Raw genomic sequence first — 13,526 nt, forward strand, 5'->3', positions numbered from 1 at the left:
TCGGGACGGGGCGGCTGCGTGAGGCGATGCTGCGCGCGTGGCGGGACTCGCCGACGCGGTTTGTGGAGGACACCAACGCCGAGCGGGATCTGAGGGTTGGGGCGTATCGCGATCGGCTCTTTGTGGAGCTGGCGCAGAACGCGGCGGATGCGGCGCAGGCGGCCGACCGGCCCGGCCGGGTGAAGGTGTCCGTTGTGGACGGTGAGCTCAGGTTTGCCAACACGGGGGCGCCGCTGGATACGCGGGGTGTGGAGTCGTTGGCGTCGTTGCGGGCGTCGGCGAAGGAGCGCCTCGGCACGGTGGGGCGGTTCGGCGTCGGGTTTGCCGCGGTGTTGACCGTGTCCGACGAGCCGCGGGTGGTGTCGACCGGCGGTGGGGTGCGGTTCTCCGCGGAGCGCACGCGAGAGGCGGCCGGGCGGGACGGGGACGTGCCCGTGCTGAGGCTGCCGTGGCCGTCTGACGAGGCGCCGCCGGAGGGGTTCGACACGGAGGTGCGGCTGCCGCTCCGGGAGCCGGAGAGCGGGAAGGCACTGCTGGACGCCCTCCAGGAAGAGATTTCCGATCTGTTGCTGGCCTTGCCGTGGTTGGGCGAGGTCGAAGTGGACGGTCGCGTTTGGACACGTGCGGGCGCGGACCAGGTGGAGATCGCCGGGCCCGAGAAGAGCCGACGGTGGCTGACGCACCAGGGCTGGGCCGTGCCCATCGACGCGGACGGGGTGCCGCAGCCGCTGGACGAAGACGTGCTGCACGCGCCGACGCCGACGGATGAGGCGTTGTCGTTGCCGGCGCGGTTGATCGCGCCCGTGCCGCTGGAGCCGTCGCGTCGGAGGGTGCTGCCGGGGGTGGCGCTGGATGAAGCGCTCGCGAACGCGGCCAGGAACTACGTCGGGCTCGTCAAGGCCGTGCCGCAGGAGCATCGGTTTGTTCTGGTGCCCCAGGCCGGGTTCCCCAGGTCCACAGTGGACTCGCAGCTCCGGGATCAGGTTTTCGCCGAGCTGGCGACTCAGCCGTGGTTGTCCACCATGGACAACAAGGAAGTGTCCGGCCGGCAGGCCAAGGTGCTCGACGTCGACGTGCCGGACTTGCCGCCGTTGCTGGCCGACCTCGTGCCGGGGCTCGTCCCGGCGCCGGCGGGCGCGGCACGCACGCTGAAACCCGTGTCGGCACAGGCGATCGGCATCGAGGACGTGCTGGAGGTGCTCACCGGGATCGACCGGGAACCCGGGTGGTGGCACCGGCTCTACGCGGCGCTCGCCGTGGCCGTGGACACGCACGACGTGTCGCCGGCGCAGCTCGACGGGCTCCCGGTGCCGTTGTCCGACGGGCGGACACTGCCCGGGGCCCGGGGTGCGCTGCTCGTCGACGGGTCCGGTGAGCTGCTCGCGCTGCTGTCCGACGTGGACGTTCCCGGCCTCAGGCTGGTGCACCCCGCCGCGGCGCACCCGTTGCTGGAACGCTTGGGCGCCAAGCACGCCGACGCCCGCCAGCTGCTCGAAGCCGAGCAGGTGCAGTACGCCGTGGAACGCAGCGTGGAAGACGTCCGGTCCGGTTTGGACGGAATGAACCTCGCGGGCGCCGTGCTTCGGCTGATCGCGGAGTGCGGTGACGACGCGCCGGAATGGGCGGGTGCGCTCGCGCTCCCGTCCGAAGACGGCTGGCGCCGCGCCGACGAGCTCGTGCTGCCGACCTCGCCGCTGCTGGACGTGTTCGACCCCGAAGTGTTCGAAGAGGACGGTGCCCTTTCCGTTCTCGACGAGGAGTTCGTCGAGGACTGGCCACAGTCGACACTCGAGGCGGTCGGCGTGCTCGACTCGTTCGCCGTCGTCCGCGACGAGGAGCCGCACGAGCCCGACCACGGCCTGCCCGACGAAGACACGTGGTGGGACTCGGCCGAGCCCACCACGGTCCTGGCGATCAGGGACCTCGACCTCGTTGCCGACGACGCGTGGCCCGCCGCGTTGCGCCTCATCGCCGCGCGCCCCGAGACGTGGCAGGCACTGCACGCGCCCGAGGGCCACGCGGGCTGGTGGCTCGCCCGCTACGCCCTGCTGGCCGGCGAAGCGCCCGGCTCCTGGCGCCTGCCCGCCGCGGCCGACCTCGCCGGCCTCTACGACGAGGTGCCCGACCTGGGCCTCACCACCGAGCTGCTGGAAGCCGCCGGCGTCCGGACCACGCTCGACCTCGCGACGGCCGAAGACGTCACCGACCTGCTCGACCGCCTCGGCGACCCCGCCCGCACGCTCAGCCCGGGCCTCGCCGCGCGCGCCCACCGTGCGCTCGTGCTCTCGCCCGTGGAGGTCGACGACCTCGACGCCCCGGTGCGCGTCCGCGCGGCCGACGCGAGCGTGGCGGACGCCGACAAGGCCGTGGTCCTCGACGTGCCGTGGCCGGCGTCCGCGCTGCCGGCGTCGAAGATCGTCGCCGCCCCCGAAGACCCCGAACGCCTCGCGGAACTGCTCGACGTGCCCCTCGCCGGCGCCCTGCCCAACGAGGTGACCAGCACCGGCGAGTACGTCGCCTGGGCCGACCTGCCCGCGATCCGCCTCGTCGCCGACCAGCTCGGCCTCACCGTGCCCGAGGGCGGCCCGCTGCTGCACGACGTGCTCACCGTGACCGTCGACGGCACCACCGCCGACGTCCCGTGGTGGTCGGACGAGGACAACCGCCTCCACGCCGCGGACACGTCAGAAGGCCTGGCTCGCGCGTTCGCCTGGGCCACCGACCACTGGGCCGAGCGCTACCGCATCACCGCACTGCTCGACGACCCGGCGCCGCACACGTTCCTGAACTAGAGCCGCTGAACTAGAGCCGCTGAACTAGAGACGCTGCGCCGACTTCGACCCCCGCCGGGCCGCCGCACGCTGCCAGAAGATGATGCCGAAGCCGATGAACCCCAGGACGATCCCGGCGAACGCGGTCCACACCCACACGCCGTCGGCGACGAAAAAGAGCACCACCAGCGCGACCGCCCACAGCGAGGTACCTACGATCACCACCGGGGTCAGGTCGGTCAGGCGCTTGGGCAGGTCCGGCGTGTGCCGCAACGAGCCCGTTACCTCCGCGGGATTGATCGGTTCATCCACGTGGTGAAGGGTACCCCCGGGCGTTCCCGGAACGAGCACGACAGCAGCGAGCACGACAGCAGTGAGCACGACAGCAGTGAGCTAGACAGCAGCGAGCAGGACAGGGGCAGGGCATGACGGATCAGCGCGAGCGGGAGACCGTGTCCACTCTGGACCGCTTCTTCAGGATCTCCGAACGCGGCTCCACGGCCGGGCGGGAGATCCGGGGCGGCGTCGTCACGTTCGTGACCATGGCCTACATCGTGGTGCTCAACCCGCTCATCATCGGCAGCTTCGCCGCGGGCACCCCCTCGGCGCACGCCGACGTGCTCGGCCACATCCTGCCGGTCCCGGCCGTGGCCGCGGTGACGGCGCTGGTCGCCGGCGTGATGACGATCCTCATGGGCCTGATCGCCAACTACCCGTTCGCCATCGCCACCGGGCTCGGCCTCAACAGCCTGCTCGCCGTCACGCTCGCACCCCAGATGACCTGGCCCGAGGCCATGGGCCTGGTGGTGATCGAGGGCGTGATCATCGTCCTGCTGGTGCTCACCGGCTTCCGCACGGCCGTGTTCCGCGCGGTGCCGCCGGCGCTCAAGTCGGCGATCGCGGTCGGCATCGGCCTGTTCATCTGCCTCATCGGCCTCGTCGACGCCGGCTTCGTGCGCCGCCTGCCCGACGACGCGCACACCACCGTCCCGGTCGGCCTCGGCATCAACGGCTCGGTCGCCTCCTGGCCGACGGCCGTGTTCGTGGTCGGCCTCCTGCTCACCGCGATCCTCGTGGCGAAGAAGGTCAAGGGCGCGATCCTCATCGGTGTCCTGGGCTCGACCGTGCTGGCCATCGTCGTCGAGGCGCTCGTGAAGGCCGGGCCGTCGAACGGCACCAATCCCAAGGGCTGGAACCTCGGCTACCCGGCGCTGCCGTCGAACGTCGTCGGCATGCCGGACCTGTCGCTGGTCGGCAACGTGTCCTTCGGCGCGTGGACGCGGCTGCCGATCATCACCGTCGTCCTGCTCGTGTTCACGCTCGTGCTCGCCGACTTCTTCGACGCCATGGGCACCATGACGGGCCTCGGCAAGGAAGCCGGCCTGATCGGCAAGGACGGCCAGCTGCCCAACGTCGGGCGCGCGCTGTTCGTCGAGGGCCTCGCCGGCGCGGCCGGCGGCTTCGGCTCGGCCAGCTCCAACACCGTCTTCGTCGAGTCCGCGTCCGGCATCGCGGAGGGCGCGCGCACGGGCCTGGCCAACGTCGTCACCGGCGTGCTCTTCCTCGCCGCCATGTTCCTGACGCCGCTCTACCAGATCGTGCCCGTCGAAGCCGCCGCACCGGCACTGGTGGTCGTGGGCGCGCTGATGATGGGGCAGGTCCGGGAGATCGACTTCACGGACTTCTCGATCGCGCTGCCGGCCTTTCTGACGATCGTCGTCATGCCGTTCACCTACTCCATCGCCAACGGCATCGGCGCGGGCTTCGTGAGCTACGTCGTCATCCGCGCCGCCACCGGCAAGGCCCGTCAGGTCCACCCGCTGATGTGGGTGATCGCGGTGGCGTTCGTGGCGTACTTCGCGGTGGGCCCGATCCAGGCCGCCCTGAGCTGAGCTTGGAACCGGTCCCGCGCTGACCGCCGCCGCAGGCGGCCAGTGCTGAGCTGAGCGTGATCGCGGAGGGTGGCGGGGTTCACCCGCCGGCGCGATTTTCGTGAGGTAAGCTAACTATATGTCCGGCGACCCGCATGAGCGCTCCCTCGCGAGCCGCCTGCGTCTCGCGGTGGTCCGGCTCAACCGCCGGCTCCGGGCACAGCGTGTGGGCGACGACGTGACGTTGACGCAGACCGCGGCGCTGTCCACCTTGCACAAGTGCGGTCCGCTGACGCCTGGTCAGCTGGCCGCGAAGGAAGGCGTCCAGCCGCCCTCGATGACGAGGGTCATCGCCGCGCTCGAGGAGATGGGGTTCGTCGAGCGGCGCCCGCACCCGACGGATGGCCGGCAGGCCATCGTCGAGCTGTCCGACAGCGGCATGGCCTACGTGAAGAAGGCCATTTCCGTCCGGGAGGCGTGGCTGGATCGGCAACTGGCCGAACTCGGCGAGGAAGAGCTGGAAGTGCTCTCCCGCGCCGCTGAGATCATCGACAGGATGGCGGGGAACTAACACCGGTGGCGACCACGGGTAGCGAAGCAGAGCGTACGACGGAAACCATTGCTACCCGGGACACGGCGCCACAGCCGGCCAGCCCGCCCACGTCCGGACCACCCGGTACGAGGCAAAACCAGGTCAAGAGCCTGCCCGACGGCGCCGATCAGGTGCCGGAGGCGCCCGACAGACCCGTGGAACCCAAGCGCGGCAAGGGCATGTTCGCCTCGCTGCGCGTGCGCAACTACCGGCTGTTCTTCAGCGGCCAGGTCATCTCGAACGTCGGCACCTGGATGCAGCGCATCGCCCAGGACTGGCTGGTGTTCCAGCTCTCGGGCAACAACCCGGTGGCGCTCGGCATCGCCGTCGCGTTCCAGTTCACGCCGACGCTGCTGCTGTCGCTGTGGGCGGGCGTGCTCGCCGACCGCGTCGACAAGCGGCGGATGCTGATCCTCATCCAGAGCATCAACTGCGTGCAGGCCACGCTGCTCGGCGTGCTGAACCTGACCGGCGTCGTGCAGATCTGGCACGTGTACCTGCTGTGCATGATGCTCGGCATCACCTCCGCCATCGAGGTGCCGACGCGTCAGTCGTTCGTCGCCGAGATGGTGGGCCGCGACCAGATCGCCAACGCCGTCGCGCTCAACTCCTCGATCTTCAACCTGGCCCGCATCGTCGGCCCGGCCATCGCCGGGTTCGCGATCACCTGGGTCGGCACCGGCTGGCTGTTCATCGCCAACGCGGTGAGCACCGTCGCGGTGGTCACCGGGCTCGCGCTGATGAACCCGGCCAAGCTCTTCCGCGGGCCCGCGATCCCGCGCGCGAAGGGCCAGCTCATGGAGGGCCTGCGCTACGTGCGCCACCGCTCCGACCTGGTCACGGTGATGGTGCTGATGTTCTTCGTCAGCACGTTCGGCATCACCTACTTCACGTCGCTGCCGATCGTCGCCGCCAACGTCTTCCACACCCAGGCCGACGGTTACGGTCTGTTGTCCACACTCGTCGCGGTGGGGACGTTCGTGGGCGCGCTGTTGTCCGCGCGCCGCGGCATCAAGAGCCGGCCGCGGGTGCGGACGATGCTGATCGCCGCCACCGGGCTCGGCCTGTTCGAGTTCATCACGGCGTTCATGCCGACGTACCTGGCCTTCGGCCTGGGCCTCATCCCGCTCGGCTTCGCCACCATCACGTTCCTGAACACGGCCAACGCGCTGGTGCAGACGTCCGTCACGCCCGAGATGCGCGGCCGGGTGATGGGCATCTACGTGCTGGTCCTCATCGGCGGCAACCCCATCGGCGGTCCGATGACCGGCTGGATGGCCGACGCGTTCGGCGGCCGCTCGCCGTTCTACATCGGCGGCGCGATCTCGCTGATCGCCGCCGTGGTGTGCGCGCTGGTGCTGATCCGGCGCGGCGGTGTGTCGCTGCCCGTGCGCCGGTTCGGCAACGGCTTGCGCGTGCTCAAGCGCGAACGCGTCTGACCTGCTCGTCCTGAAGGGCACCTCGGTTCGCCGAGGTGCCCTTCAGCGCTTTCAGCGGCTTTTCACGGGTCACCCGGACGAGTGAGAGGTGGGTCTCCGCAAGAGGGGACTTGCCGGAGTTGCTGAGGTTAGGCTAACCTCATACATGTCCGCTTCGTGGTGGGAGCGGCAGTCAGTTCGGGAACGGACGGAGCCCCGCCCCTGGGAACCCCGGGAGCGGGGCTCCGTTCATCGGTCCCTTATGACGGGTTCATGGTCGGGTCGGCCGCGGGCTCCGTCAAGGGGTGCTCACCAGGTGGGGTCGGCAGCCGCGAGAGCGCCAGGCCGAAGTACACGCGGTACGCCGTCCGCACGGCGTCGTCGGTGGCCAGCAGGACCTCGTTGCGCACCCCGTCGACCGTTTCGATCAGCCGGTTCCCCGACATCGTCACGCGGCCCTGGGAGGTCGGCCGCGAGCACGTGAGCCGCCTGGTGAAGCCCGACAGCGGCGACGTCGACTGCCACCACGCCATCGGCACGAAGTCCGTCAGCGGCCGTGTGCGCGCCTCCAGGCGGTACACGCGCTTGCCGTCCCGGAGCACGTCCACGTCGCCGAACGGGGCGTCCAGGAAGAGGAACTCGCCCTCCTGGTCGCACTGGACCTCCACGGCCGACAGGCGCAGCGGGCCCCGGCTGAAGCGGCCGAAACCGACGTCCACCAGCCATTGCTCGTCGTCGAGGTCCACGACCACGGCCGCGTGGTCCAGCGGTGGCCCGGGCTCGCCGTCGTCGGTGAAAACCTGCGCGCTGCGCAACGCGGCTTCGAAGCCGAGCTCGCGCAGCAGGGCCGCGAAGAGGCCGTTGAGCTCGTAGCAGAAGCCACCGCGCCGGCGGCGCACGATCTTGTCGAACAGCGCTTCCTCGGCCAGCTCGATGGGTTCACCGAGGTGCACGCTCAGGTTTTCGAACGGCACGCGTTCGAGGTGGCGCTCCTGCAGCTGCCGCAGGGCCGCGAGGTCGGCCTTGTCGGGCAACGCGAGGTCGAGACGGGCGAGGTAGGCGTCGACGTCCATGACCCCAGCCTCACACCTGGAGTGCACTCGAAGTCAAGCGAGAAACGAAAAACGGGGCCCTCCGTGAAGGAGAACCCCGCTTTTGTGGAGGAACAGCAGGCTCAGCCGAGCAGCAGGCCGTTGCCGCCGGCGACGGCGTTGTCGAAGCGCTTGCTGATCTCAGCCCAGTTGAAGATGTTCCACAGGGCCTTGACGTAGTCCGGCTTCACGTTCTTGTAGTCCAGGTAGAACGCGTGCTCCCACACGTCGACCAGCAGGATCGGCGTGGTCGGCAGGATCAGGTTGTTGTGGTGGTCGCGCAGCTGCTGGGTGATCAGCGTCTTGCCGATCGGGTCCCAGGAGAGCGCGCCCCAGCCGTTGCCCTGGATCGTGGTGGAGACGGCGGTGAACTGCGCCTTGAACTTGTCGAAGGAGCCGAACGCGTCGTCGATCGCCGCGGCCAGTTCGCCGGTCGGCTTGTCGCCGCCTTCCGGCGAAAGGATCTTCCACCAGACGACGTGGTTCGCATGGCCGGCCAGGTTGAAGGCCAGCGTGGTCTCAAGGCCGACGATGTTGCCGAAGTCGCCGGCTTCGCGCGCTTCCGCGATCTTGTCGAGCGTGTCGTTGGCACCCTTGACGTAGGTCGCGTGGTGCTTGCTGTGGTGCAGCTCGTTGATCTGACCGGAGATGTGGGGCGCGAGAGCGCCGTAGTCGTAGTCGAGATCGGGCAGGTTGTACCGGGCCATTGGCCCTCCTTCAGTCTTCGACACAAGTTCCTACTACCGAACCTAGTAGCACACCGGGGTTCGCGGCGACCGGGGGCGGCCTCCGTGCCACAGGGTGGACCCACTCGTTCGGCCACTGCGTACCCGGGTGGGCACTGTGCGAAACCGAGCCTTGTACCTCCACCAAACTGGAGGTCAACTTCTTGTGATCAGCCTCATCCGCCCGGGCGTCAGGCGATCCGGTATCGGTCCAGGTCGTGCGCCAGCGCGTCGAACACGGCGACGTTGTGTTCGAAGGCGACCAGTGTCTCGTTGATCACCCGGGCGCGGGCGTCGTCGTCCCACGGCGCGGCGTCGAGCTTCGCGCGGTAGCGGTCGCGGAACGCGGGCGCGCTGCCGATCTCGTCGAAGTGGTAGAACAGCGAGCCCGCCTCGGCGAGGTCGAAGTTCTTCTCCAGCAGCCGCCGGATGATCTGGCCGCCCGCGATGTCGCCCAGGTAGCGCGTGTAGTGGTGTGCCACGTACCCGCCGGCCCACGCCGACGCCTCGGCGATGCGCGCGGCGTACGCCTCCGTGCTGGCGAGCGGGCGGATCTCGGTGCGCCAGGCCGGCCCGACGAGACGCGCGAGATCGCGCTCGAGTGCGGGTAGCCGGCGCAGCTCGTCGAACACGAACTCGCGGCCCACGGCGTCGGCGGTCATGGTGTCGCTGACGCGCTCGATGGCCTGGTAGACGAAGTAGTACTGGATCGCGAGCTGCGTGTAGCCCTCCAGGGAGAGCTCGCCGCCGAGCAGCGCGTTCATGTAGGTGGAGTGGTTGGCCCGGTCGTGCACGCCCCTGGTCGACTCCCGCAGCTGTCCGGAGAACGGCCGGGCTTCGAGCTCAGTGGTCACCGACATCGCGGCCTCCCTCTTTTCTGACACGCTGTCAGAACGAGGGTAGGCCACGATCACGACTTAGGCTACCCTAAATCGGACGTGGATCCGGAAGTTCACTCGAACCGACGGCCTGCAGCACGAACCGCACGGCCGCCTCGATCACGCCGGCCAGCCGCTCGGCGGGCACGTCGATCACCTGCCGTGTGCCGAGCGCCGCGGTGATCATGGGGACGACCACGTCCACGTCCTGCGCGGGCCAGCTGCCCGCGTCGACGCCGGCGAGCAGCACCGCCCGCAGCTGCCCGGTGATCGGATCGGCGTGGGCGCTGATGCGCCGGTAGGCCGCGGGCGCGAGCGCCGACTCCAACGCGCCACCGGGCGGCAGGTGGTGCTCGGCGAGCACCCGCAGCTGCAGCCGGACGAACGTCGCCAGCTGCGCGATCGGGTCCGTCTCGGCCTCCACGGCCGCGCGCAGCCGCTCGACGTAGCGCGCCGCCTCGTCCTCGACGAACGCGACGAGCAGGCTTTCCTTGTCGGGGAAGTGGTTGTACAACGCGGTGCGGCCCAGCCCGGCCTCCGCGGCGACGCCGGCGAGCGTGATCGCGTCGAAGCCGCGCTCGTACAGCTGCGCGCGCAGCACCTCGAACACCCGCGCGCGGACCTCGCGCCGGTGCGCTTCGAGCGAGCCGCCGAGTACCTTCGGCACCGTTGTTCCCCTGCCTGCCTGAGACCTGCTCCGGCCACCATAAGGCCGAACGGGGCTCGTACTCAGTCGGTGAGCGACCAGGTGTGCACGGGTTCGCCGGCGGCCGAGAGCTCGAGGTAGCGGCCCAGCATGCGGTTGAGCGCCGTCTCGCGGTCGGCCCCGCGGTCCTGTGCGCGCTGCACGTAGTCGCGCTGCCAGGTGGCGCCGCTGCGGCGGGCGAGGCAACGCCGCTCGATCACGCCGAGGTACTTCACGCGGGCCTCGTCGGAGACACCCGAACGGCGCAGTCCCTCGTGGGCGAGGGGCAGCAGCACGCGCAGCGCCAGCTCGTCGGGCGGGATCCAGCCGATGCCCGGCCAGTACAGCTGCGCCTCGAAACCCTTGCGCGCGCCCGCGTAGAGGTTCTCCTCCGCGGCCTGGAACGACATCTGCGTCCACACCGGGCGTTCCTGCTCGGCCAGCGCGCGCTGGGCGCCGTAGAAGAACGCGGCGTTGGCCACGATGTCGACGATCGTGGGCCCGGCCGGCAGTACGCGGTTCTCCACGCGCAGGTGCGGCAGGCCGTCGACGACGTCGTACACCGGCCGGTTCCAGCGCCAGATCGTGCCGTTGTGCATGCGCAGCTCGGTGAGCTTCGGCGCCTGGCCCGACTCCAGCATCTCGAGCGGGTCTTCCGTGTCGGTCTGCGGCAGCAGGCCGGGGAAGTACCGCACGTTCTCTTCGAACAGATCGAAGATCGAGGTGATCCACCGCTCGCCGAACCACACTCTCGGCCGCACGCCCTGGTTCTTCAGCTCTTCCGGACGCGTGTCGGTGGCCTGCTGGAACAGCGGGATCCGCGTCTCGTGCCACAACGCCTTGCCCAGCAGGAAGGGAGAGTTGGCGGCCAGCGCCGTCTGCACGCCGGCGAGGCACTGGGCGGCGTTCCAGTGCGCGGCGAATTCCTCAGGCGCCACCTGGAGGTGCAGCTGAACCGACGTGCACGCGGCTTCGGGCAGGATGGATTCCGCGAAACTGCGCAGTCTTTCCGGCTGTTCGCCCGGAAGCGCCGCGCCGTCCATGGAAAGCGCGATTCGCTCGCCGCGCGCGGCGAAGATCTGGTCGTTCAGCGACGAATACCGCGCGTTGTTGGTGAGCCATTTCTGGTCGAAGTGTTCTTGACGCAGTGTCGGCAGGATCCCGATCATCGCGAGCGTCGAACCGGAGTCGGTGGCCTTGGCGGACGCTTTGCCGAGGTATGCGCGCAGATCGTCTTCCAGCTGCAGAGCCGAATCGCCGGCGAGCGGGCGCGGCGGCACGTTCAGCTCGAGGTTGTGCTGCCCGAGTTCGGTGGTGAACGACGGGTCGTCGAGCGCTTCCAGCACCGCCGTGTTGGTCATCGACGGGCGCAGTTGGCCGTCGACGAGGTTCAGCTCCACTTCGAGCCCGATGTTCTTGCGGGGAAAGGAAAAGCTGCCGTCCGTGAGCATCCGGGCGAGCGTGTCGAGACAGCGTTGGACCTTGCGGCGGTACCGTCCTCGGTCCAGCTGGTCGAACGGTTTCGCCGAAAGATCGGTACCCATGTCTGACGCGCTCCTTGGCTGCTGTCCGCGGGTGTCCGGGCGGGGACTGCCAGGCCGCCCACCGTCGCACAGTGCGGCGCATCCGGGCTAGCGGCCAAACTGGTGCTCTCCGTCACGGGGGGTTGACCGTGCGCAAAAATGGCCCATTCGTACCAGAGTTCTCCGGTCGTTCGGACCAGCTTTGTACCGGCCGGGGGTCCGGCATGCGGATGTCACACTGTGCGGTGTGGCTGAACTGATCTTCACCGAGGATCCCGAAGATCCCCGGCTCGACGATTTCCGCGACTTGTCCACTGCGGACCGGCGGCCGGACCGTCCCGGTGGGCGGGGACTCGTGATCGCGGAAGGCACCGTGGTGGTCGAGCGGATGCTCGCTTCGCGGTACCCCGTGCGGGCGTTGCTCGGCGTGGAACGGCGAGTGCGTGACCTCGACCTTTCCGGCGTCGACGCGCCCGCGTACGTGACTTCGGCGGAAACGATGGCTTCCGTGGTCGGGTTCCACCTCAACCGCGGCGTGCTGGCGGTGGCCGATCGTCCGGCGCCGCCCGCGGTTCCGGAGATCATCACCGGCGCGCAGGTGCTCGCCGTCCTCGAAGGCGTCGGCGACCACGAGAACCTCGGTTCGATCTTCCGCAACGCGTCCGCGCTCGGCGTCGACGGCGTGCTGCTGGGGCCGGGCTGCTCGGATCCGCTGTACCGGCGCAGTGTGCGCGTGTCGATGGGCCACGTGCTCCGCGTGCCCTTCGCTCCGCTGGACGGCTGGCCCGGCGGACTGAACCTCTTGCGGGAGAGCGGTTTCACCGTGGCGGCGCTCACACCGCGGCCGGGTTCCGTTCCGCTGCGCGGACTGCGCGACAAGGTGGGCGAGCGCGTGGCGCTGATGCTCGGCGCCGAAGGCCCCGGGCTCACCGACGAGGCGATCGCGGCCGCGGATCTGGCCGTGCGCATCGAGATGGTGGCGGGCGTCGACTCGCTGAACGTCGCCACCGCCGCCGCGGTCGCGTTCCACGAGGTCGCCGCCACGCGCTGAGGTGCTCACCTTTCCGGGATACCCATTCCGCGCCGATAACCACAGGCAAAAATGTCGATCGGTCAACGACCGCGGCCCGTCCGGCCCCGGCGGCGCGCCAACCGTTGGCATCGACGGGGTGGCGCGGTTATACGCTCGTGGCGGTGGAGGAACTGCTCCACGTGCGGCTCTGATTGCGGTCGCTTCCCGCGCCGGGTGCCCGTCCCGCCGAGGGGGTCGCGGGCTTACGCTGCTGCGGGCAGGTGCGGGCCGCGGCACGGTCGCGTCAGGTGGGCACCGGCAGGTGGGAAATGCCCAGCGGGAGGACGTCAGTGGAGCTGCGGATCCGGGGCGAGCGCGCGGTGCTCGTCGGCCCGGGTGGTGAGGGTGCGCGCGAAGTCGACCCGCGGCGGCTGGCGATCGGGGCGGACCTGGCGCAGGCGCTGCACGAGTGGGCGCGCGTCGCGTCGGCGGTGTCGCGGACGGGCGGCGACGCGGAGGTCGCCACTTCGGTCGTGTCGCAGCGGGGCAGGCAGCTGGCCGGGCGGCTGGCGACGGTGATGGGAACGACGGTGCGGTTCGTGGACCCGGTGTCCGGCGTCGAGACGGTGATCGAGCCGCCCGCGCGCGTGGTGGCGCGGCGGCGGGGGATGCCTGGAGCGCCGGCCGAGCCGACGCCGTGGCTGACCGGGCTGACGGTGTCGGCGTTCGCCGCGGTGCTCGTGACCGTCGCGATGCTCGCGCTGGCCGGCACGCTCGCGCGCGAGACGAGTGTGTGGCTCGCGGTGGTGGCGTCGGTCGTGGTGACCGCCGGGATCGGGCCGTCTCTGTGGCTCGGGCGGCGGCTGCCGATCGTGCGGTGGGCGGTGTACGGCGCGGGCGCCGGGATCATCGCCGCGTGGCTGGGTGTGCTGGCGATCGTGCTCTGACCGGCCGATACTG

Annotated in this window: 12 protein-coding genes; 6 read left to right on the forward strand and 6 right to left on the reverse strand. The window is 70.1% G+C overall.

Annotation, left to right across the window (positions count from 1 at the left end):
• Positions 1-26: 26 nt before the first annotated feature.
• Positions 27-2,792 (forward strand): sacsin N-terminal ATP-binding-like domain-containing protein, encoded by a 2,766-nt coding sequence (locus ACFY1H_RS27315; protein WP_386951388.1) that lies wholly within the window; start codon positions 27-29, stop codon positions 2,790-2,792.
• 24 nt (positions 2,793-2,816) lie between these two features.
• Here ACFY1H_RS27315 and ACFY1H_RS27320 read toward each other — a convergent pair whose 3' ends face one another.
• Positions 2,817-3,044: a DUF2530 domain-containing protein gene (locus ACFY1H_RS27320; RefSeq protein ID WP_220247183.1), complete on the reverse strand. Its 228-nt coding sequence runs from the start codon at positions 3,042-3,044 to the stop codon at positions 2,817-2,819.
• Between the two features lie 152 nt (positions 3,045-3,196).
• On the opposite strand from ACFY1H_RS27320, the gene ACFY1H_RS27325 reads away from it, so the two are divergent.
• The 3 genes from ACFY1H_RS27325 (at position 3,197) to ACFY1H_RS27335 (ending at position 6,673) form a co-directional block, all read left to right on the forward strand.
• The gene (locus ACFY1H_RS27325) at positions 3,197-4,663 is read left to right on the forward strand and encodes an NCS2 family permease (protein WP_386950898.1); all 1,467 of its coding nucleotides are present in this window, start codon (positions 3,197-3,199) and stop codon (positions 4,661-4,663) included.
• Between the two features lie 118 nt (positions 4,664-4,781).
• A complete protein-coding gene (locus tag ACFY1H_RS27330; RefSeq protein ID WP_366582522.1) occupies positions 4,782-5,213 on the forward strand; it encodes a MarR family transcriptional regulator in 432 nt (143 codons plus the stop codon).
• Positions 5,214-5,413: 200 nt separating this feature from the next.
• Positions 5,414-6,673 (forward strand): MFS transporter, encoded by a 1,260-nt coding sequence (locus tag ACFY1H_RS27335; RefSeq protein ID WP_366582549.1) that lies wholly within the window; start codon positions 5,414-5,416, stop codon positions 6,671-6,673.
• A 239-nt stretch (positions 6,674-6,912) separates the two neighbouring features.
• Here the strand turns inward: ACFY1H_RS27335 and ACFY1H_RS27340 are convergent, their stop codons facing one another.
• The 5 genes from ACFY1H_RS27340 to ACFY1H_RS27360 form a co-directional block, all read right to left on the reverse strand.
• The gene (locus ACFY1H_RS27340) at positions 6,913-7,725 is read right to left on the reverse strand and encodes an arylamine N-acetyltransferase (RefSeq protein ID WP_366582523.1); all 813 of its coding nucleotides are present in this window, start codon (positions 7,723-7,725) and stop codon (positions 6,913-6,915) included.
• 101 nt (positions 7,726-7,826) lie between these two features.
• Positions 7,827-8,450: a superoxide dismutase gene (locus tag ACFY1H_RS27345; protein ID WP_366582524.1), complete on the reverse strand. Its 624-nt coding sequence runs from the start codon at positions 8,448-8,450 to the stop codon at positions 7,827-7,829.
• 209 nt (positions 8,451-8,659) lie between these two features.
• Positions 8,660-9,328 carry a heme oxygenase (biliverdin-producing) gene (locus tag ACFY1H_RS27350; RefSeq protein ID WP_386950901.1) on the reverse strand — a complete coding sequence of 223 codons (669 nt, stop codon included), beginning with the start codon at positions 9,326-9,328 and terminating at the stop codon, positions 8,660-8,662.
• A 67-nt stretch (positions 9,329-9,395) separates the two neighbouring features.
• Positions 9,396-10,013, reverse strand: coding sequence for a TetR/AcrR family transcriptional regulator (locus tag ACFY1H_RS27355; RefSeq protein WP_364049560.1), 618 nt, complete (start codon positions 10,011-10,013; stop codon positions 9,396-9,398).
• Between the two features lie 62 nt (positions 10,014-10,075).
• Positions 10,076-11,575, reverse strand: a complete 1,500-nt coding sequence (locus ACFY1H_RS27360; RefSeq protein WP_366582526.1) for a glutamate-cysteine ligase family protein — start codon at positions 11,573-11,575, stop codon at positions 10,076-10,078.
• A gap of 226 nt (positions 11,576-11,801) precedes the next feature.
• On the opposite strand from ACFY1H_RS27360, the gene ACFY1H_RS27365 reads away from it, so the two are divergent.
• Both ACFY1H_RS27365 and ACFY1H_RS27370 read left to right on the forward strand, forming a co-directional pair.
• Positions 11,802-12,605 carry an RNA methyltransferase gene (locus tag ACFY1H_RS27365; RefSeq protein ID WP_366582527.1) on the forward strand — a complete coding sequence of 268 codons (804 nt, stop codon included), beginning with the start codon at positions 11,802-11,804 and terminating at the stop codon, positions 12,603-12,605.
• A gap of 311 nt (positions 12,606-12,916) precedes the next feature.
• Positions 12,917-13,513: a DUF2537 domain-containing protein gene (locus ACFY1H_RS27370; protein WP_386951391.1), complete on the forward strand. Its 597-nt coding sequence runs from the start codon at positions 12,917-12,919 to the stop codon at positions 13,511-13,513.
• Positions 13,514-13,526: the final 13 nt, after the last annotated feature.

Origin of the sequence: Amycolatopsis sp. NPDC001319 (assembly GCF_042896185.1) — a bacterium.
Taxonomy (GTDB): Bacteria; Actinomycetota; Actinomycetes; order Mycobacteriales; family Pseudonocardiaceae; genus Amycolatopsis.